16 protein-coding genes are annotated in these 21066 nt (G+C 35.8%); 5 read left to right on the top strand and 11 right to left on the bottom strand.

Annotated elements, in window-relative coordinates; genetic code table 11:
- Window positions 1-66: 66 nt before the first annotated feature.
- The gene (locus OQ292_RS35950; protein WP_284689100.1) at window positions 67-1089 is read left to right on the top strand and encodes a pirin family protein; all 1023 of its coding nucleotides are present in this window, start codon (window positions 67-69) and stop codon (window positions 1087-1089) included.
- Window positions 1090-1208: 119 nt separating this feature from the next.
- Window positions 1209-1835: a carbonic anhydrase gene (locus OQ292_RS35945; RefSeq protein ID WP_284689099.1), complete on the top strand. Its 627-nt coding sequence runs from the start codon at window positions 1209-1211 to the stop codon at window positions 1833-1835.
- Between the two features lie 118 nt (window positions 1836-1953).
- Here OQ292_RS35945 and OQ292_RS35940 read toward each other — a convergent pair whose 3' ends face one another.
- Window positions 1954-3375, bottom strand: a complete 1422-nt coding sequence (locus OQ292_RS35940; RefSeq protein ID WP_284689098.1) for an aminotransferase-like domain-containing protein — start codon at window positions 3373-3375, stop codon at window positions 1954-1956.
- A gap of 86 nt (window positions 3376-3461) precedes the next feature.
- Here OQ292_RS35940 and OQ292_RS35935 point away from each other — a divergent pair, with 86 nt between their 5' ends.
- Both OQ292_RS35935 and OQ292_RS35930 read left to right on the top strand, forming a co-directional pair.
- Entirely contained in the window at window positions 3462-4484 is a 1023-nt protein-coding gene (locus tag OQ292_RS35935) for a branched-chain amino acid aminotransferase (protein ID WP_284689097.1), read from the top strand.
- Between the two features lie 264 nt (window positions 4485-4748).
- Window positions 4749-7184, top strand: a complete 2436-nt coding sequence (locus OQ292_RS35930) for a PAS domain S-box protein (RefSeq protein WP_284689096.1) — start codon at window positions 4749-4751, stop codon at window positions 7182-7184.
- Window positions 7185-7257: 73 nt separating this feature from the next.
- Here OQ292_RS35930 and OQ292_RS35925 read toward each other — a convergent pair whose 3' ends face one another.
- From OQ292_RS35925 to OQ292_RS35915, 3 genes are read right to left on the bottom strand one after another with little or no spacing between them, the layout of a single operon-like run.
- Window positions 7258-7914, bottom strand: coding sequence for a ClpP family protease (locus OQ292_RS35925; RefSeq protein ID WP_284689095.1), 657 nt, complete (start codon window positions 7912-7914; stop codon window positions 7258-7260).
- Between the two features lie 10 nt (window positions 7915-7924).
- Window positions 7925-8194: a hypothetical protein gene (locus OQ292_RS35920; protein WP_284689094.1), complete on the bottom strand. Its 270-nt coding sequence runs from the start codon at window positions 8192-8194 to the stop codon at window positions 7925-7927.
- Window positions 8178-8735 carry an RNA polymerase sigma factor gene (locus OQ292_RS35915; RefSeq protein ID WP_284689093.1) on the bottom strand — a complete coding sequence of 186 codons (558 nt, stop codon included), beginning with the start codon at window positions 8733-8735 and terminating at the stop codon, window positions 8178-8180. Before OQ292_RS35915 ends, OQ292_RS35920 begins: the two co-directional genes overlap by 17 nt.
- 405 nt (window positions 8736-9140) lie before the next feature.
- Here OQ292_RS35915 and OQ292_RS35910 point away from each other — a divergent pair, with 405 nt between their 5' ends.
- Window positions 9141-11474: a TonB-dependent receptor gene (locus tag OQ292_RS35910; RefSeq protein ID WP_284689092.1), complete on the top strand. Its 2334-nt coding sequence runs from the start codon at window positions 9141-9143 to the stop codon at window positions 11472-11474.
- A gap of 55 nt (window positions 11475-11529) precedes the next feature.
- Here OQ292_RS35910 and lhgO read toward each other — a convergent pair whose 3' ends face one another.
- From lhgO to OQ292_RS35875, 7 genes are all read right to left on the bottom strand, one after another.
- Window positions 11530-12735, bottom strand: a complete 1206-nt coding sequence (gene lhgO / locus OQ292_RS35905; RefSeq protein ID WP_284689091.1) for an L-2-hydroxyglutarate oxidase — start codon at window positions 12733-12735, stop codon at window positions 11530-11532.
- A 5-nt stretch (window positions 12736-12740) separates the two neighbouring features.
- Window positions 12741-14729 (bottom strand): acetoacetate--CoA ligase, encoded by a 1989-nt coding sequence (locus tag OQ292_RS35900; protein WP_284689090.1) that lies wholly within the window; start codon window positions 14727-14729, stop codon window positions 12741-12743.
- A gap of 163 nt (window positions 14730-14892) precedes the next feature.
- Complete coding sequence (locus OQ292_RS35895) at window positions 14893-16860, bottom strand: CHRD domain-containing protein (RefSeq protein ID WP_284689089.1); 1968 nt, start codon at window positions 16858-16860, stop codon at window positions 14893-14895.
- A 102-nt stretch (window positions 16861-16962) separates the two neighbouring features.
- A complete protein-coding gene (locus tag OQ292_RS35890) occupies window positions 16963-17727 on the bottom strand; it encodes an anti-sigma factor (RefSeq protein ID WP_284689088.1) in 765 nt (254 codons plus the stop codon).
- Window positions 17720-18262, bottom strand: coding sequence for an RNA polymerase sigma factor (locus OQ292_RS35885; RefSeq protein WP_284689087.1), 543 nt, complete (start codon window positions 18260-18262; stop codon window positions 17720-17722). The genes OQ292_RS35890 and OQ292_RS35885 overlap by 8 nt, the downstream gene beginning before the upstream one ends.
- A gap of 224 nt (window positions 18263-18486) precedes the next feature.
- Window positions 18487-19551 carry a metallophosphoesterase family protein gene (locus tag OQ292_RS35880; protein ID WP_284689086.1) on the bottom strand — a complete coding sequence of 355 codons (1065 nt, stop codon included), beginning with the start codon at window positions 19549-19551 and terminating at the stop codon, window positions 18487-18489.
- Window positions 19552-19701: 150 nt separating this feature from the next.
- Window positions 19702-21024, bottom strand: coding sequence for an ATP-grasp domain-containing protein (locus OQ292_RS35875; protein WP_284689085.1), 1323 nt, complete (start codon window positions 21022-21024; stop codon window positions 19702-19704).
- Window positions 21025-21066: the final 42 nt, after the last annotated feature.

Here is a 21066-nt window from a genome sequence, read left to right as displayed (position 1 = left end):
GAATTAAATGGTGCAACATTCAATTTCTTTTTGTTACATATAACAGAAAGAAAAAAAATTATACCTATGGCTATTAACCCAATAAAAAAAATTGCACCACTAGGCTTTCCTTGGGAAACCAGTGACCCTTTCTTGTTTTGCGTACATCACGAAGATTTTTATCCGGTAGGAAATGAAAAAATGGGCCCGGCAACCTCATTAGCTGGCAGAAGGTTGGGAAATGATTTTACTGTAAAAGATGGTTTTAGAATGTACCATGGCAAAACTGTTCCGGGTTTTCCGGCACACCCGCACAGAGGTTTTGAAACAGTAACTATTGCACGTAAAGGTTTTGTAGATCATTCAGATTCGTTAGGTGCAGCAGGCAGGTTTGGAGAAGGAGATGTACAATGGATGACAGCAGGTAAAGGCGTACAACACTGCGAAATGTTTCCACTATTAAATGAAGAGAAAGAGAATCCATTTGAGATTTTTCAAATATGGCTTAATCTGCCCAAAGCAAAGAAAATGGCAGCTCCTTATTTCTCTATGCTTTGGAACGATACCATTCCGATTTATTCTTTTAGTGATGCGAATGGGAAAACAACAGAAGTAAACATTATAGCTGGAGAAATTGAAGGAATTAAAGCTCCTACTCCTGCGCCAGACTCTTGGGCTGCTAACCCAGAAAACGAGGTGGCTATTTGGACTATTAAAATGGAAGCCGGAGCAAAATGGATACTTCCTCAAGCATCTGAGGCAGCAAACCGAAGCATCTATTTTTATAAAGGCAGTTCAATAAAAGTAGCTGAGCAAGCGGTAGACAATTATAAAGCAGTACATCTACATGCAGCCGAAGAAACACTTATCGAAAACACAGGAGAAGAGGCTTACATTCTTTTATTACAAGGAAAACCTATTAATGAACCAATAGCGCAGTATGGTCCATTTGTTATGAACTCTCAAAGAGAAATACAAGAAGCATACAGTGAGTATCAGCAAAACCATTTTGGAGGCTGGCCTTGGCCAACAGCAGACCATGTGCACGATAGGTCTAAAGGCAGGTTTGCCAAATATGTAGATGGTACAGTTGTGGAAAAGAAAGATTGATTTTTTCTATCTTAAATCTATCCACATCAGTAATAATATTCATCTATATTTTCTATGAACATAAACTAACTTGAATAGTTAAATATAATTGAATAATTATTCACTATAAAAATCATAAGGTGAACCTCAAACAGATATTTACTAATAATCAGAAGTGGATTTCTGAGAAGCTTAAAACCGATAATACTTATTTCGAAAACTTGTCTAAAGGACAAGAACCAGAAATACTTTATATAGGTTGCTCAGATAGCCGAGTAACCGCTGAGGATATGATGGGCGCGCAGCCAGGTGAAGTTTTTGTTCACAGAAACATCGCTAACTTAGTACCTAATTCAGATTTGAGTGCGATGTCTGTAATTAACTTTGCTGTGAGCCATCTTAAAGTAAAAAACATTGTTGTTTGTGGGCACTACTACTGCGGAGGTGTAAAAGCCGCCATGACGAAAGCAGATTTAGGTATTTTAAATCCTTGGCTAAGAAACATCAAAGATGTGTATCGTATCCATCAAACTGAATTGGATGACATTGCCGATGAAGAAACCAGATATAAAAGACTAGTAGAGTTAAATGTGCAGGAACAATGTTTAAATGTGATTAAAACACCTGAATATCAGAAGGCAGTGAGAGAAAGAGAATTAGCTGTGCATGGTTGGGTATTTGATATTCACAGTGGAAAAATTATCGATCTTGAGATTGATTTTGAAGCTATTACAAAAGAAATAATGGGAATTTATAAGCTTACTTAATAGCAAAATTAATAACATAAACCACAAAACATTTAATTGAAACATCCAATCTTTAACTATCAATAAAGTAATTTACAGTAATGTGAATTGCTTTTTTTATGTACTATAAAAACTCATGTTATGCTATAATTTCCTCCTTTATCAAATCACCCAATTTTTTTATAGCGGCTTCTATTTTTCGCCCATAAGGCTGCCCGATACTTATTCTAAAATAGTTGTGTAAATCTTTTTCCATAGAAAACATCTGCCCCGGAGCAAAGCTTATATTTTCTGCCATGGCTTTTTTAAACAGGGTTAAAGTGTCTACTTTATTATTTAACTCAACCCATAATACAAAACCACCTTTGGGTTTAGAAACCACTGTGTCTTTTGGGAAATAATTCTCAATTGCCTGCTGATATTTCAGTGACTGTGTATGCAATTGTTTTCGCATTCTTTTAAGGTGCAAATCATATCTGCCATGTTTGAGAAAATGAGCGAGAATCTCCTGAGTAAGTGTAGATGTAGTTACACTATGGCTTACTTTCGCCTGAAAGACTTTATCGTAAAATTTGCCCGGATGTATCCAACCAATGCGGTAACCCGGAGCCAAGGATTTAGAAAAAGAAGAACAATAAATCACATTGTTATTTTCGTCGTAAGACTTGCATGATCGGCTACGCTGCGAACTGTAATATAATTCTCCATATATATCATTTTCTATTAACGTGATATTGTACTTAGCCAAAAGGTTCACAATTTTCTTTTTAGACTCATTGGGTATTGTAGCCCCCAGAGGATTTGAATAACTACTTACTAAAACACATGCTTTGGGTTGATGTTCTTCAATCGCTTTTTCCATGCTTTCGATCACTATACCTGTATTAAAATCGGTCTCTACTTCTACTGGCTTTCTACCCAAAGAAACTATGGTTTGGAAGTTCCCAAAATAAGAAGGCGATTCGATCAAAATTTTATCACCAGCTTCTGTACAAGCACTTATAGCTAGGTTAATTGCTTCCATACTTCCGGCAGTAATAATTAAATCGTCACTGTGAATATCCATTCCACTGTGTACAGATAGTACAGCAATCTGCTCTTTTAAAGCAGGTAAACCGGCAAATGGCCCATATAATAATGAAGAACCACTTCTGTAGCGATTTACGAATAATAAAGATTTTTTAAACTTAGTTTCTGGCAACAAAGAAACCTCAGGAGAATTTAGAGAGAGTGATACAACAGACTTATTAAGCTCTCTGCCGTAAACCATTTGTATCATTTCATCTAGGCTTTTGGCATTTAGCTTTTTGTATTTGCTGTAATGTTTTTTAAACCTCGATTTCCTCAAAGGATTTCTCGCATAATACCCCGATCTAGCTCTAGACTCTACAAAACCTAAGCCTTCTAAAGTGTTAAAAGCCTGATAGGCCGTCATTAAACTGATACCTTGCTGCCGGCAAAGTGTTCTTAAACTTGGGAGTTTCTCCCCTGCTTTTAGTTCACCCCTTTCAATCAAATCGATTATTCTTTCGGTGAGTAATTCATGTTTAAACCTTGCCATCTGTTATAGTCAAAAATAAAAAAACTGTATCTGTTATAGTTGCTGTAAAATAAATACTTTTGTTTAATATAAAATATTTTAGAATTATGACTTTTCAGGCAAAACCCTTTGGATCGAGTCCCGCACCGTTAATGTATGTGGCTAAGTATGAAAATGATGGATGGGACAATGGCACTATTGAACCTTTTACAGATTTAGTATTAAGCCCTTTTGCCATGTGCTTTCATTATGGCCAAACAGTGTTCGAAGGACTCAAAGCGTACAGATCAGCCGACGATCAAATTCTGGTTTTCAGGCAGCAAGAAAATTTTCTCAGAATGAACAAATCATTAGAGAGAATGGCAATGCCAACTCTACCACAAAAACTATGGGAAGAAGGCATTTTATCACTCATTTCTAATTTAAGAGATGAAGTCCCTCCTCATGGCGAAGGTTCATTATATATTAGACCTTTTGCTATTGCTACTCAGCCTAAATTAGGAGTAGAACTTTCTGATGAATATCTATTTCTGGTCACTGCCTGCCAAGTAGGTGCTTATTACGATAAAAACCTGAAAGTTAAAGTAGAAAAAGAATTTACAAGAGCAGCTCCGGGTGGTGCTGGTTCAGCTAAATGTGGTGGAAATTACGGTAGTGCGTTCTATCCATTTAAAAAGGCCAAAGCAGAAGGTTTCGATCAAATACTATGGACAGATTCAAAATCTCATGAGTTTTTTGAAGAATCTGGTACAATGAATTTCGGTTTCTTCATAGAAGATACTTTTATTACACCTCCTGCTTCAGATACTATTTTAGATGGAATAACAAGAAAATCGATAATTGAACTGGCAAGAGATAAAGGGTATAAAATAGAAGTTCGTCCCTTCTCAGTAACTGAGCTAAAAGAGTCTTTCAGTAAAGGATTAAAAATTGAAGCCTTTGGTTTGGGTACAGCAGCAGTAATTGCTCCTTTCGAAAGTATCTCGATTGATGGTATCAATTACGCTTGCTATTGTGCTCCAGATGCTCAAATGTTTACTTTAAAGAACGAGTTAAAAGGAATACAAGAAGGTAAAGTATTCGACAAACATGGTTGGAATACCATTGTAGAAAAATTTGTTGAGGCATAACTTTGCATTAATAAAAACAATGGTGTGCTATAGAAGTACGACTTTATAGTACATCATTGTTTAAAAAATTTGTTTCAGCCCTATAAAGAAACAACACCGAAATCAGTAGATTTTCTATCCTTCCATTTTCTACATTTCAAATTTCAAAAAAAAAGCTAGAGAAAATAGCCCAAATCTTACATACCTCCACTCTTCTATTAATCTTTATTAAATATACAATTAGAAAAGTTCATGTTTTCAATATGAAACAATTACATATTGAACATGCAGGGCAAATTTGCAAACAAGGCTAATAACATAATCTTTTCCTATTTACTACCTATAATTTGTACGGCTTTACTGATTTATCAGGGAATTTTTAGCGGATTCAATGTAGTTACATTTGTTGTAATTGCACTTATAATAGCATTCTCTATAGGTAACTTCTTTTACAGAAAGAGCCTAGAACAATTCCATATTGATAAAAATGGGCAGGTTGTTAAGTTGCTACATGAAAAAGTATTTAACAGCGGAAAAGTTAAAAATGATGATATAAATGCTTTGAATATTCTTGAGAAAAGAATAAACCAAGCAATGGCATTCATCAGAGCAATTGGTAAAGGAGATTTGAATGCTTCTTTTGCCGATCTCACAGAAGATATTCAAGATCTTAATAAAGACAATTTAGTGGGCGAAATCCATTCGATGAATCAGAAAATGCAAGAAATAGCCGTTTCTGAACGCCAAAGAAACTGGGCGACAGAAGGTATTGCTAAATTTTCTGAGATATTCAGGCAACAAGATAAACCAATAGTTGAGATACTTGATGCCTTTTTAATCGAATTTTGCCGATATATTCAAGCTAATCAAGCCTCTGTATTTGTATATGATAATGAAGGCCATAAACTACAACTTGTTTCAACTTATGCCTATAATCGTAAAAAATTTATTGCTAAAGAAGTTGAGCCAGGTGAAGGTTTAATTGGTCAGGTTTATCTTGAAAAGAGCAGTATTTATTTAAAAGAGCTACCCACAGATTACATTAGTATTACTTCTGGTTTGGGTGAAGCTACTCCTTCTGTAGTTTATATTGCTCCATTAAAATTTAATGAGAAAGTTGAAGGTGTAATGGAGATCGCTGCTTTTGATGAATGGCAATCTTTTGAAACAGAGTTTATAGACAGAGTATCTGAAATTATTGGATCTGCCCTTACTACTCTTAAAACTGCAGAAATAACACAAAAGCTTTTATATCAATCTCAAGAAAAAGAAGAATTGCTCAAATCTCAGGAAGAAGAGATGAGACAAAACTTTGAAGAATTAATTGCTACTCAGGAAGAGATGCAGCGTAAGGCAAAAGAAGCTTATGAGCAGCATGCTAAGCTTTCAGCAATTCTGGATTCTTCAAAAAACTCAATTGTGACTTTAAATGAACAAGGAAAAATTGAAACTATCAACAAAGCTACAGTTGATATGTTTGGCTATTTAGAAGATGAGCTAATTAACCAACCATTAAACTTTATTATACCTAATATCCCATTTAAGTCTAAAGAAGACTTTAATAAAGATGAATCTTTAAGGTTAATTGGAAAAAAAGCAGATGGTAAAACATTTCCTTTAGAATTATGGGGCGGAGAAGCTACCCTTGACAACCGTAGTTTGTTTAGCTGTATTATCACTGATATTACAGGCCGAGTTAAAGCAGAAGAAGAGCAAGCGATGTTTGTAGAACAAATGCAAGCACAAGAAGAAGAACTTAAACAGACACTAGAAGAAATTCAGGCTTCACAAGAAGAAGTTCAAAGGCAATCTATGGAGGCTAGTGAACAACATGCCAAAATTTCTGCTATTCTAAATGCTACTGCAGATGCAATTATAACTGTAGGTCCGGGAGGTATTATAGAAACAGTAAATACTGCAGCAATTAAACTTTTGGGTTATTCTGAATCCGAATTATTAACCTTTAAACTCAAGCAGATTCTTCCTGAAATACCATTTACTTCAATGGAAGAATATGATAACTCAAAAGATGATAAAGATAACATACTAAAACTAGATGCTGTAAAAAAAGACGGCACAAAATTCCCAGTAGAAGTATCTGGCAGAAAAGCTACATTAAATAATAGAGATATTTTCGTTACCATTCTTCATAATATAACCGAAAGACAAAAACTTGAATCTGAGCAGGCCATGTACATGGAACAGATGCAAGCACAAGAAGAAGAGTTGAAGCAAACACTAGAAGAGATTAACGCCTCGCAAGAAGAATTACAAAATCAGCTTACCCAAACAGCTATGCTCAACCATGAAATGGATGCACGTATGGCTGTTTTGAATGAGTCTACCATTCTTTCTGAATCTGATATTTATGGCAATATCACTTTTGTGAATGATAAATTCTGTGAGGTTGCTCAGTTTACCAGAAAAGAGCTTATCGGGCAACCACATAATATTGTTCGCCACCCCGACACTCCAAAATTATTCTTTAAGAATTTGTGGAGTACCATTAAGGCAGGTAAAACATTTAGAGGTTTCTTAAAAAATAAGAAAAAAGACGGTAGTCCTTATTATGTAGATGTAGTGATCTCTCCAGTTTTGGATGAAAATAATAGGCCAATTAAATATGTGGCTGCACGTTATGTGATCAATAGTGAGACATATGGAGAACAAATGCTAAGAGGACAAGCTATAAAAATGGAAGAAGCAGAAGTAAATAAATAATTATATTCAGCACGTTTAGATTTAATATTTTTTAATCAGGCTCTTGTGGAGCCTGATTTTTTTTTTAACCATATCAATTTTGCTTACTTCCATAGAATAAAACTTCCAACTCTTTGCTGTCGAGTTTTATTAAATCATTAGCATCACCAAGTACTTCATCAATTAAGCCATACTCTTTAGCTTCAATAGCATTTAAGAAGCGATCTCGTAAAAAGAACTCTTCAATTTCTTTCCAGTTGTGGCCAGTATGCCTGCCCATAATATGGAATAATTGAGTCTGAAGTCTTTCTTGTTCTCTAGTAGCAATTCTCACATCTTCGGTATAACCTTTGGCTCCTCCACCAGTTGGATGCATGTGAATAGTAGAATGTGGCAATGCATATCTTTTCCCTTTGTGCCCTGTTGTAAGCAAAGCAGTTGCCATGCTGCCAGTAAAGCCAACAGACACTGTAGAAACCGGAGCCGAAATCATTTGGATGGCATCGTAAATTGCCAAACCGGCATATACTACCCCACCCGGACTGTTAATATATAAATCTATCTGGCTGGTTTTACTCTGGCTATTGAGGTAAAGTAATTGGGCGATTATTAGGTTGGCAACCTGATCGTTAATGGCTGTACCTAAAAAAATAATTCTTTCTTTTAGCAAAAGGCTGTAAATATCATACGCTCTCTCGCTACGGTCATTGCTATCAATAACCATAGGAACTACACTGGCAAAAGGTGACATAAACTTGTAATTATAGTTTTGAAAATAGTTGAAGTACTTTTTGCCTAAAGCTCTTGTGTTGGGGTTTGGTAAATAATTGCTGATGCACTGTTTCCAGTCGGTTTCTCAGGTTTTTTCTACCATAGAACTGTACCAACTCAAAGGTGTGTTTCTGCCAGAAAACATTGTCTTTTAAATTTTCATCAATCAGCATCTTTGCTTCAAATACTACTTGATCTTCAGCCTGCATTTTTCCCTGAAGATAAGCTTCTATCTCTTGTATCTCAGTTAAGGAAGTCATCGTAGATCAGGGATTTTTCTTTTACTTTATTTTTAACTTTTTGCAAACATTTGTACTTCTGCACTGTCGCAGAGCGTACACCCGAAAATCCAAAATGAGATGCAATTTGAGTTAAAGGCAACTGCTCATAATAAAATGCTTGTAATAATTCCATACATTTGCTACCTGCTTTTTCGAGAAAGTTCATCAATCGCCTTTTAGATGGAAGAGCTTCTTCTACATCAAAGAAACTTTCATTTAATTTATCAAAAGATACATCCAACGACATTTCTTTATAACTTCCTTTAAATTGCTTTTTCCATAGGTTTTTGGCAATGCCTACTAAACAGGCAGTTTCGTTTACCCGAATAGATTGATGTTTAAACATGTAGTTTTCGTAATAAATGATTACCGCATCATGAAAAACATCTTTGGCAGTATCAAAATCGCCTCCCATTTTACTAATATACTTAGCTACAATAGGAAAAGCTTTTTGATAAAGCACCAATAACTCTTCTTCCTTATTGTAAACTGATTGATCTAAGGTTGCTATTTCTGGCATGAGCTTTAGGTTTTATTACTATGTGTCAAGTTTTAGCCAACTATCACCTTTTATTAAAATAAATTTCAATCCTAAGTTATAAAACTTATATAACTAACTGATAGTCTGACTAATAAACCCCATAAATATTTTTTCAAAACCTACTATTATATTCATTCAGAATAGAGAGAAAAGAATGGATTATTAACTTTTAGAAATTCTTATATTGAGAGGAAATACAATCTACCATTTCAAGCGAAACCAGACCAAAATCGTCTCCTTAAACTATTTACATAATCGCTCAAAAATTCGTATTCGATTTTTGCTGATAGAAAGAATTTAAAAAATCGATAACAATCACCCTCAACAAAATGTAGATTATAACACAGGCACATTAAAAAATTTCACTAACAGTAAATTCTGATCATGAAACTTTCTATCCAATACTACTTATTACTAGCATTTTTACCATTTGCAGCATATGCACAAGACACGCACGAAATTACGGGGACAATTATAGATAAAGAAACAGAAGATCCTGTACCTTTTGCACAAGTAGCCTTTTTTGAACCCGGCAATGAGACTCCTGTAGTGGGTACAGTTACGAAAGACAATGGACAATTTCAGTTGGAAGTGGAAGAAGGAGAATATAGAATGGAGGTAGTATTTGTTGGCTATGATGAAAAAGAGATAAAAACAGTTAAAGTAAACAAAAATAAATCGGTTGGTAACATTGCACTTATCCCCTCTTCGCTTAAACTCGATGAGATTGTAGTAGAAGGCAACGAAGTGAAAAGACCTGTAACTACTACACTAGAAGGTGTAAACGTACGACCAGATCAAACCCTTTCTAATACTGGTGGTAGTGTACTTGATGTGTTAAGGAACACACCTTCTGTTAGTGTTGGGCAAGATGGTAGCATTACCTTAAGAGGTAGTGGCAACACAAATATTCTTCTTGATGGAAGAAACTCATCTATCACTGGTGATCTGGAGCAGATTCCTGCAAGTATGATTGAAAACATACAAATTGTAAATAACCCCAATGCAAAGTATGATGCCCAAGGAGCAGGTGGGGTTATAAATATCAAGCTTAAAAGAGGAAGCCAGAAAGGTACAACAGGAAAAGCTGAACTTACAGTGGGTACACGTATGCGTACAAATGCTTCAGTAAACTTGAGTAGAAAGTCTGAAAACTTTAATATTTACGGCGGTTATAGTTATAGAAGCTGGCCGGGTGTAGGCAATTCCAATACTTCAAGAGATATATTTTCTAGCAACGAGAGACTGATTCAACAAGTAGACAGAGAGCGAAATGATAAAGAACATACCTTTAATTATGGTGCTGATTATTTCTTTGGTAAAAATAAAATTAGCTACGAAGGTGCTTTCAATATGGAAGATGAGGAAGACTATGACAATACACAGACTGAAATCCGCTCTATAGATACAGACGACTTAATTCTTCAGTATAAAAGAATTAACAATGAGATTGAAGACAACTATTCTTTTGATAATGCCTTTATCTACGAACGTACTTTTGATAATCCTGATAGAGAATTAAGAGCGGTGGTAAGTCATTCGTACAGAGACCAGCAAGAACAACAAATTATTGATATTTATAATAATATCACCGATGAAAATGATGATGTTTCACGCTACGAAAGAAGCACAAGCGATGACTTCAACAGCAATATTGTAATGCAGGTAGATTATGTACATCCATTTGATAATGCCAAATTAGAGACAGGTTACAAATCTATTTTTAGAACAATGGAGAATGATTACCTATATGAAGCGCAAGATCCAGATGTAGGAGAATGGGTAAACAGAGCCGATGTAAGTAACCGATTTAGGTATGAAGATAAGATTTTTGCAGCCTATGCCATCTTCTCTAGTAGCATCGGCGATAAGTTAGATTATGCTTTGGGTACTCGTGCAGAGCAAACTATGGTAGATACCAAACTGTACAATAACAATGAAACCAACGAGCAAAACTATTTGAATTTCTTCCCGAGTGTACAAGCACAGTATTTTCTAGACAAGAGCAATTCTTTAAAATTTACATACAGTAGAAGAATAGACAGACCTAGCTCAAGAAGATTAAATCCATTCCCAGATATTTCAGATTCTTTAAATATTAGAATTGGTAACCCAAACCTACAACCAGAGTTTATCAACTCTTTTGAGTTTGGACATATGCTTAGTAAAGACAAATTTGAAATTACAACCAATGCATTCTTTAGACATGTAAATGGCCAGATCGACTGGATTGTGAGAGTGGAAGATGGTATTTCTTATAGAGGGCCACTTAACCTGAACAATGCTATGACCTACGGTTTAGAGCTTATCAACACTACACAACTTACTAATTGGTGGAATATGAATTTTAGTTATTCGATTTTCCAAACTCAGGTGGATGGTACCAACCTAAATGCCGATTATACAAACAAAGGACTTTCGTGGTATGCCAAGTTAAATACTGATTTTAGTTTACCACTTGATGTAGATATGCAGATTACTGCCAACTACAGAGCACCTGAAGTTGAAGCCCAAGGTAAAGATTTAGCTAGATATTATATGGATTTGAGTTTCCAAAAATCTTTTATGGATGATAAAGCAAACGCTACCCTCAGTATAAGAGACTTATTTAATACAAGATCTTTTAGAGGTGAAAACTTCGGGGAAGATTTTTTTCAAGAATTTGAATATAAACGCGAGTCAAGGATAGCTCTTTTAAGTTTGAGCTATAGCCTATAGTTTAATGTTTTGTTAAAGTGCATAACCCGACTGTAATTCAGTCGGGTTATCTTTTTTATAGCTTTTTTAATGCCAGTTGAGAAACTGTTTTACCAATTGCCAACGAAGAAGTTGCGGCTGGTGAAGGTGCATTTAGTACGTTTACTACATGTTCGGTTTCTAAAATCTTGAAGTCATCTATTAGACCACCAGTACGGTCACATGCTTGTGCTCTCACTCCTGCTCCTCCTGGTACTAAATCTTCTTCCTGAATTTCTGGAATAAGTTTTTGCAAAGCTTTTGTAAAAGCTGCTTTGGAGAAAGATCGGTAGATTTCTCCTAAACCAGTTTGCCAGTATTTGGCAGCTACTTTTCTAAAACCTGGCCAGTTTAAAGAACCCATCAAGTCAGCCATATCAAAGTCTGTTCTGTGATAGCCTTCTCTTTTAAAAGCAAAAACTGCATTTGGTCCAGCTTCAATTCCACCTTTTATCATTCTTGTAAAATGCACGCCTAAGAATGGAAAGTTTGGATCGGGCACCGGATAAATTAGATTTTTTACTAAGTGATGCTTTTCAGGCTTAATTTCGAAATACTCACCTCTAAAAGGAACAATTCGAACATCTGTAGGCATTGTAAGTGCAGCAATTCTATCAGAGAAAAGTCCACCGCAATTAATCACCAAGTTGGTATTATAAGTACCTTTGTCTGTAATTACCTCAGAGCTATTTGCTTTGGTTTTTATATCTGTTACTTTCTCCCCTAGTTTAATTTCTCCCCCAAATTCTTGAAAGCGCTCGGCATATTTATAAGAAACCTGAGTATAATCTATAATACCCGTTTGAGGTACATGAATTCCTGCAACACCATTTACATGCGGCTCATATTCTTTCAGCTCTTCAACTCCAATTTTCCTAATATTTTCTAACCCATTTTCAATACCACGTTTGTAAATATTCTCCATTGCCGGCAATTCACTTTCAGAAGTCGCCACTATTATCTTTCCGCACAATTCGTAATTGATCTCTTCCTTTTCACAAAAAGCGATCAAATCATGATAACCTTCTAGGCAGTTTTTAGCTTTTAAGCTTCCCGGTTTGTAGTAAATCCCAGAGTGAATAACCCCACTATTATTTCCTGTCTGGTGTTTTGCCAGCACTGTCTCTTTTTCAAGCAGAAGTATGTTTAAATTGGGTTGTGCTTCTTTTAATCGATAGGCTGTAGCCAAACCTACAATACCTCCTCCTATAATGACAATGTCATACGATGTCCCTTGCGACATAATCTTTAATTTAGTTTATCTTTCAGCTTTTGCGTAAAACTAATAAAGAATTGAACAGCTTGGGGGTTCTTCATAGAATCTTTGTTGAGTACTTTTTCTGGTGATGCACCCATTAGAATCTTTTTTACAGGAGTTTCCATTTTTTTACCACTAATGGTATAGGGAACTTCATCAATCACAATAAACTCATCGGGCACATGTCTTGGACTACATGTTTCTCTAATTGTTTTTTTGAGCTCAGTCACCAGTTGATCGTCTAGTTTTATGCCTTCTTTCATCTTTACAAATAGCGGCATATAATACTCTCCACCTTTCAGCTCAATACAAGTAACTAAACTATCTGCAACAGAACTCACTTTATCAACTGCTCTGTAAATTTCACTGGTTCCAATTCTTACGCCACCACGATTGAGCGTGGCATCAGACCTACCGTAAATTATCACTGTATTTCTATCTGTAATTTTTATCCAATCTCCGTGTCGCCATTTACCCGGAAACATTTCAAAATAGCTAGATTGGTAACGTTTCATTCCTTCATCGTTCCAAAAAAACACAGGCATAGAAGGCATCGGTTTTTCAATTACCATCTCCCCAACTTCATTTAGTAGCGGTTTGCCATCTTCATCTAAAGATTGCATGGCGCAACCCAAAGCTCTACATTGTAACTCACCTTCATAAACTGGCAATAGCGGATTTCCTCCAACAAAAGCACTGCAAACATCCGTACCACCACTCATAGACATAAGCCAAATATCAGTCTTTATGTATTTGTAAATCCAATCGAAACCTTCGGGAGGTAAAGGTGAGCCAGTAGAACCAATTGATCGCAATACGGATAGATCGAAATCCTTCCGCGGATTTATATCCGCTTTCATGCAAGCGATTATAAAACCTGCACTGGTTCCAAAGTGATTAATTTTGCATTCTTCAGCCAATTTCCACAATCGATTAATATCTGGAAAAGCCGGACTCCCATCGTACAAAACAATAGTAGCTCCAGTAAGCAAAGCTGCATTTACGAAATTCCACATCATCCAACCAGTAGTGCTGTACCAGAAAAACCGCTCCCCTTTTCGGCAATCATTATGGAAAGTGAGATATTTAAAATGCTCTAATAAAACACCACCATGTGAATGCGTAATGGCTTTGGGCATGCCTGTAGTTCCTGAAGAATACAATACCCAAATGGGATGCTCAAAAGGAACAGCTTCGAATTGTAGCTTTGCATTTACATCACCTATCGCATCAAACCACTGAGTCTCATTTTCTTTAAGTTGAATATTATTTGATTGATCTTTAAGATAAGGGATAATGATGGTTTCTTTTAAAGTAGGTAATCCTTTTTGTAAAGTGCTTAATGCTTCTGATTTGTCGAAAGGTTTTCCATTATACGAATATCCATCGATGGTGAACAATACTTTGGGCTCAACCTGACTGAAACGATCATGTACACTGCCCGTTCCAAAATCTGGCGAACAACTAGACCAGATGGCTCCAATTGAAATAGTTGCCAAAAAAGCAATGGTGGCTTCTGGAATATTAGGGATAAATGCAGCTACCCGATCACCTTTTTCTACTCCTATCTCTTTAAGATAATTGGCTAGTGCAGCTGTTTTTGTTTCTAATTCTTTCCAACTTATTTCTTTTAGTGGATGTATTTCAGATGAGAAAATAATAGCAGGATGATCTGTATTGGCATTTCTAAAAATATGCTCAGCATAGTTTAATGTAGCTCCCTCAAACCAGCTTGTTCCAGGCATTTCTTCTGAAAGTAAAACTTGGCTATAAGGCTGATGGCTAATTATTTCGAAATACTCCCATAAGCTCTCCCAGAAATCGCCAACATGATTCACTGACCATGCCCACAGTGCTTGGTAGTTTTCGAATTGAAGTTTTTTTTCTTTTGCCAGCCATAACATGTATTTGGTTAATCCTGATGTTTGTTGCAATGATTTATCTGGCTGCCAAATGGTAATTGCTTGTTCATTATTCATATTTATTATTTTATGCGTTGGTCTTACCAAATTTACTCATTCCAAAACCAGAGAAGAAATTAACTAGATAAAAATAAAAAAGAGCCTAACATTGTAAGGCTCCTTTCCTAGCTAACTTATCTTCATAATATGAAGATTCACGACTTATTTTTAATCCTAATTATTATTCCGTTGCATTACTACCTACATTACCCTGAGCGATTAAAGTACCCAGATCGTCAATAGAAGCATGTACATTTACATATCCATCAACTGTAATTACATCATCGTAAGTCATTGCATTGCCTGCATCGTCCATCGTAATGTTGGTTTTTCCCATTCCATCAGCATCTACATCAGAAAGAGAAACTAAAATATCTCCTGGAGCAGTTTCAACAGAACCTGCATGTATGTGCGATGGATGATCGCCTACTGTTACTCCTGTTAACTCCACTACAGCTAATGTTTCATCATTCATTCTCTCATAGAAAGTAATCATACCTGAAATGCCTGCTTCATCTTTTTCTGCCAATGCATAGCTTACAGATTCACCAGTTAAAGCATTTTGCCCGATATCGCCTTGTGCTACTAATGTTGCCAGATTACCTGAACTCAAGTGTACATTAATATATCCATCGAAATCAATCAGTTCGGCATAGGTAATGGCAGTTCCATCATCTAACATACTCACACTAGTTTTGCTCATGCCACTGGTTCCATTTACATTACCAAGACTGATAGCAATATCACCACCTTCTGCTGCTGTATTAAAATGTATATGAGATGGATGCGAACCGCCTTCTGGAGTGCCATCAAGCATAATTGTTACCAAAGCTTCATCATTCATTCTTTGATAAAAGGTAGCCGTACCACTTATATCAGGATCTGCCACTGACATTAATTCGTAACTCATCATTTCACCAGTTAAAGCATTTTGTCCGATATCGCCTTGAGCGATAAGTGTTCCCAAATCATCAATACTATTGTGTACATTGATGTATCCATCATAGTCAATTACTTCTGCATAGGTAATCGCTGTGCCATCATCCAACATACTAATATTTGTTTTGCTCATTCCACTAGCACCATCAATACTTGTAATAGTTATTGCAATTCCACCACCTTCTGCTGCTGTATTCATATGAATATGTGCAGGGTGAGTGTTTCCTTCTGAAGTTCCGTCTAATGCTACTGTAAGTAAAGTCTCATCATTCATTCTTTGATAAAATGTAGCCGTACCACTAATGTCAGGATCAGCTACTGACATTAATTCGTAGCTCATCATCTCACCAGTAAGCACGTTTTGTCCAATATCTCCTTGTGCCACTAATGTAGCTAAATCATCACTGCTTAAGTGTACATTAATGTATCCATCGTACTCAATCATTTCTGCATAAGTAATGGTAGTTCCATCATCCAACATACTTACATTGGTCTTGCTCATACCAGTTGTTCCATCTACAGTAGTTAAGCTTATTGCGATATCTCCACCTTCTGAGGCAGTATTCATATGGATGTGTGCAGGGTGCATACCTCCATCTGGTGTACCTGCTAAATCTAGTGTAACTAAAGTTTCACCACTCATTCTTTTTGCAAAAGTGGCTATACCACTAATACTTGGATCTGCAACTGAAGACAGGTCGTAAGTAATCATTTCGCCTGTTAAAACATTATCACCAATATCTCCTTGAGCAACTAATGTTGATAGGTCGCTAGAACTCATATGTACATTAATGTAGCCATCATAACTAACAAGATCGCTGTAGCTAATTGTAGTACCGTTGTCTAAAGCAGAGATAATTGTTTCACTCATACCGCTTGCGCCATCAACAGGAGTTAAACTAATTGCGATGTCGCCGCCTTCTGCTGCGGTATTCATGTGAATATGTGCAGGGTGAGAATTTCCTGAAGAAGTTCCGTTAAGTTCCAGTGTTAAAAGTGTAGTACCATCTTCTAGTTCTTCGAATTTTGCAGAGCCACTTATTGATGGATCTGAAACTGAAGACAATGTAAAGGAAGAAGTGTTACCAGTAGTAGGATTTTCAGGAGTCATCATATCATCGTCGTCATCATCACAGGCTGACAAGCCGATAATTAAGGATGATAGTATGACTAATTGAAATAATTTTAAATAGCTTTTAAATGTGTCCATTCTTCTTATAGTTTATGTTAGTATTCTAATCTATATTCTGCCCTACCTACGAAACTGGAGCTTAGATTAGATTTAAGAAGAATGGATTTTTTTATTTTTTTTTCAAGATGTCTCTCCTATGACCTGTAGGGCAGATAAATCGGGTTGTTCGCTACCACCTTTTTTCTCAATGGTAACAGCAAAAGCATCTGCTTGTCCTATACTTTTCATGGCAATTAACTTTGATTCAGGATCAAAAACACCAGCGTCTACTGGTTTTCCATCTATCAATGCCCATAGTTGATATTGCTGCGCTTCGTTGAGGGTTTCAAAAGTACTGGCATTAAGGTAAACAGCTTCTTCCTCTGGATTCCAGAAAACTACTGCCTGTAAGTCGGGAGCATTATCAGTACCTTTTAATATAATCCGTTTATAATTAGCAGATGTAGCAATTTCATTGTTTTCTTCTAGCAGCTCATAATCTTCACTGGCTTTTTTTAATGTAGCTGCCATTGTTTGGTTTTCAGATAAGAGCGTTTTGTATTTGTTTTCAACCTCTTGCCACCTCGTCCAGAAGCTATAGGCAGTTAGTCCCATAGAAATAGCAAATACAATACTTGCTACTGCTGCATAACTTAATATTGAATTCTGTTTATTTTTTACATCTGGTGAGAGTTCACTCATTAAAGATTTCTTTACTTTAGCTGATGGTTTAATTGCCTGCGCAAAAGCCAATTCTGCTAAAGTTTTTTGCAAAGCTTTATATTCATCACGCACCTCCTTGCTTTCTTTAATAAAGTCTTCTACGATTTTTGTTTCGTTTCCAGAAAGATCACCTGTGATGTACGCTTCTAACCACCCTTGAGAAATAATTTCTTCTTTAGTCATTATATTTTTCCATTAAGGCACGTAATTTACTGATGCACGATCTGATCTTTGTTTTCACAGAACCCAGCGGCATTTCCAATTGAGTGGAAATATCATTATGCGAAAAACCCATGAAAAAGTTCATATTAATCAGCTTGATGCAGTCTTCGTTCATCTTTTTTATTAGCTCTTTCAATCCATATTTATCTTCTTTGGATTCACTGGTAAAGGTATTTACGAATGGTTCTAGCTCCGTGGATTTATTGTTATACTGGAATTTTTTTGAGCGCCTTACATCTATTGCCTGATTTCTGGCAATTCTGTACATCCATGTAAATAGGTTTCCTTTATCAGGATCAAACTTATCTATCTGATTCCATATTTTTATAAAAACATCGTGTAATGTCTCTTCGGCGATGGCTTCGTCTCCAAGAGTACGGTAGATTATTCCGTAAAGCGCAGAAGAATAGTGCTCATAGAGATAATTCATTGCGGTGGTATCCCTCTCCTTCAATCTGTCTACAATCGTATTTATCAGGTCTGTTATCTTCTGCAAGTCTATTTCAGTTAAATGAAATATTTGTTTTTAATCCAATTTTGGAGGTTGGTTGACAAATATATAAGATATGCTGATTAAATGAAGCGAAATGAATTCTTTAAGCTACAAAAGTTATCTATATAGTAGACAGTACTTTGTATCAACAAAAATTACATCTATCATTTAAAAGCTCTTAATAAATATTAACCACTGAGTTGATAAACAACTTAAGTGTAGGATTGTTAGGCCAAAAGATGAATTCTCGTAAATATGTAATTGAGTTTCTCTTTTTTAATAATCATCCGGTAATAATTGGTATCTCCGATTTGTACTGGTTCGTACCCATTATGATTCAGGTATTTTTCACTAATATTTTTATCAAACCAGTGGATGAGCTGTACATCACCATTGTAAAACTCAAGACAGGTAATTCCTCTTTTGCCAATTACACAGCCAGAGTTAAACAAACATGGAATATGCAATAGGTTATTATATATACCTGCCTGCTCCAATTCTTTTTTGGTAGCGTTTTTATAGATTTTTTTTAGCTCCTTTCTGTAAACATTAATGAGTTTTTTTACAGGTTTTCTATCTTTTTTATCTAAGTTGGCATACTTGCGGCAAAGTCCTTCGATACGATATTTTAGCCTTTGGATTTTTGGGAGAGACTCAAATAAGGGGCGGTGAGTATGCCCAATTACAGACATTACTTTTTTATTTACAGAGAAATTATAGGCATTTTGCTCAATCTTAAACTGTTTTCTGCTACTGTGTGAAACTGAATAATTTTTTATCCCTAACGGATTAGCCAGATAGCGTAAAGTATATCCAATTAGGGCATTATGAAGATTGTATTTCTTTGATGCCTGATGCCCATGGAATATAAAGATATCGTTGTCTTTATAATTGAAGCGGATACCTTCGTGTAGCGGATAAGGGTAATCTTTAATTTCTTGACTAAGTAAACCAATGTCGTGATTACCAATGGTTTTAATTAGTCGGTCTTCGGCTGCAAACCGATCGAACTGCTCATATATCTTCTGCCATTTTGCATAAATCTTATACCAATCGAATCTTTGTAATTCTTCGATATCGCCATTGAGTACTACTTTATGACCTAGTGGATAATAGTACTCTTTTAATGCATGAAGAAACAGCTCAGAGTTAGGTACAAAGTCGTCGTTACCTTTGCCATTACCCATGTGCATGTCACTAAAAATCACTAACCTATCCTCTTTGGAAAGCTTAAATACTGGTGATTTATCGTAGATTTCAAGCAGCGAAGTTAATACTGGTCCCAATTTCATATACAGCTGCTAATTCTTGTTCATGTTGTTGAAATGCCGAACTTCAAAACTACACATAGTGCTTTAACAGCATATTGCAAAGTCTTTACCTTTGCATGAATTATTATTTAATTTATTGCAAACCAGCTTAAACTTTGCTGCTTGATTTAACTATTTCATTATCTCATCTAATAAACCTTTGTCTGGGTTTAATGAATAAAAAAGTCTTCTTTTTAGCTTTCTTTCTTTTTTGTTTACCAAAGTGCCAGCCAGTTTGTCTATAGCAATGGTAGCAAATATGGTTTGCATAAAAGCTTCAATAAGGTCGTCCATGCCCAAACCCAATTTGTTAAAATCGCGCCTGTCAAGTGTGATTAGCCTTTTTACATCATAATCCCACATGTTTTCTCCTTTTTTTACAGAGATGTTAGTACCGAGTACAGACCATGTATTATGACCTTGTAATGTATCTGGAAGCGGCTCTTCTGCCCTTCTTGCATACATACACAATGGTTTAAAACCCGTAGATGTATAGTGAACCATCATTCGCAAATCAGACACATAAGTAAGGTTATTTTTATCTGGCAAAGTACCTACATGGTACAACTTGCCCTTCTCACTTACCGAACTCCAAAGGTGATTGCCAATTAAACTTTGAACAATAAATGATTCGTAATCAAATGAAGTATTCATAAATATGTCTAGCTCACTTCTATTACTTATCAAGAATACACCTTGCCCTGCATTAGAATAAGGACTTTTCACTACCAAATGCCCTCCAAATTTCTCATACCAGTAAGGAATTTCTTCTTGCCTGATGTTCATATGAGTTTCTGGAGTATTAATTTGTAAGTGGTGAGTTCCTAATTCTGCATTAAAAAAGTCGTAGGCTTTGGAAGCCAACAACTTGTTTCTACCACCAGCTAAACAGGTAACAATTGGGTTAAATATGAGCGTTTTACAGTCTACAGGTAATCTGTTCCAAGGCTTTTGAGTAAGATATCTAAATACAAACCTTACCGGCAACCACTCTCCATCTACTAGAATATGAAATTTATTATCTTCTAGTTTTACATGGTCGTTAGACTCGCCATTAAAAAATTTTACCAGATACACTTTTTCATTATAATGATTAGAAAGTGCATGGGCATAACCTGAAGACTCCATTGGGTTTTTATCGTAAAAAACAGCGAGTACGCCAGAGCTCATTCGCTTGCCTTTTAAGAAATTTTGTACACCACCAGCAATCAGTTTGCTATAACCTCCATATTCATCAAAATCATCTAACAAAGGAGTAGATTTTTGACCTGATGGACATGAGTTGGTTTCTATCAAAACCATTTGCCTTTTACCAGTGCTGGAAGTAACGTTAATTAAGTCGCCACCAGACCAGAAAAAATACTGCGGTTTATAGGTAAAAAGCTCTTCGAGATAAGAAGGCTTTACAGACGGATGCAAATGACAATATCTGGTAACTATTCGCTTAATGTCCATTTTGAAAAAATGGCTTACCAGAGGATTAATTTGTGTGTTTAT

The sequence above is a fragment of the Chondrinema litorale genome (genome assembly GCF_026250525.1).
GTDB classification, from domain to species: Bacteria; Bacteroidota; Bacteroidia; order Cytophagales; family Flammeovirgaceae; genus Chondrinema; species Chondrinema litorale.
Note: the sequence above shows the minus strand (reverse complement) of the source record. Positions and strands in the feature narration are given on the sequence as shown.

Bases quoted from the DNA above. Each gene is read 5' to 3' on its own strand.
- OQ292_RS35925 (WP_284689095.1), bottom strand. From the start codon at position 7,914: ATGTCACCTTTTGCCAGTGTAGTTCCTATGGTTATTGATAGCAATGAC.
- OQ292_RS35895 (WP_284689089.1), bottom strand. From the start codon at position 16,860: ATGGACACATTTAAAAGCTATTTAAAATTATTTCAATTAGTCATACTA.
- OQ292_RS35900 (WP_284689090.1), bottom strand. From the start codon at position 14,729: ATGAATAATGAACAAGCAATTACCATTTGGCAGCCAGATAAATCATTG.
- OQ292_RS35910 (WP_284689092.1), top strand. From the start codon at position 9,141: ATGAAACTTTCTATCCAATACTACTTATTACTAGCATTTTTACCATTT.
- OQ292_RS35875 (WP_284689085.1), bottom strand. From the start codon at position 21,024: ATGGACATTAAGCGAATAGTTACCAGATATTGTCATTTGCATCCGTCT.
- OQ292_RS35890 (WP_284689088.1), bottom strand. From the start codon at position 17,727: ATGACTAAAGAAGAAATTATTTCTCAAGGGTGGTTAGAAGCGTACATC.
- OQ292_RS35920 (WP_284689094.1), bottom strand. From the start codon at position 8,194: ATGACTTCCTTAACTGAGATACAAGAGATAGAAGCTTATCTTCAGGGA.
- lhgO (WP_284689091.1), bottom strand. From the start codon at position 12,735: ATGTCGCAAGGGACATCGTATGACATTGTCATTATAGGAGGAGGTATT.
- OQ292_RS35935 (WP_284689097.1), top strand. From the start codon at position 3,462: ATGACTTTTCAGGCAAAACCCTTTGGATCGAGTCCCGCACCGTTAATG.
- OQ292_RS35915 (WP_284689093.1), bottom strand. From the start codon at position 8,735: ATGCCAGAAATAGCAACCTTAGATCAATCAGTTTACAATAAGGAAGAA.
- OQ292_RS35880 (WP_284689086.1), bottom strand. From the start codon at position 19,551: ATGAAATTGGGACCAGTATTAACTTCGCTGCTTGAAATCTACGATAAA.
- OQ292_RS35940 (WP_284689098.1), bottom strand. From the start codon at position 3,375: ATGGCAAGGTTTAAACATGAATTACTCACCGAAAGAATAATCGATTTG.
- OQ292_RS35930 (WP_284689096.1), top strand. From the start codon at position 4,749: ATGCAGGGCAAATTTGCAAACAAGGCTAATAACATAATCTTTTCCTAT.
- OQ292_RS35950 (WP_284689100.1), top strand. From the start codon at position 67: ATGGCTATTAACCCAATAAAAAAAATTGCACCACTAGGCTTTCCTTGG.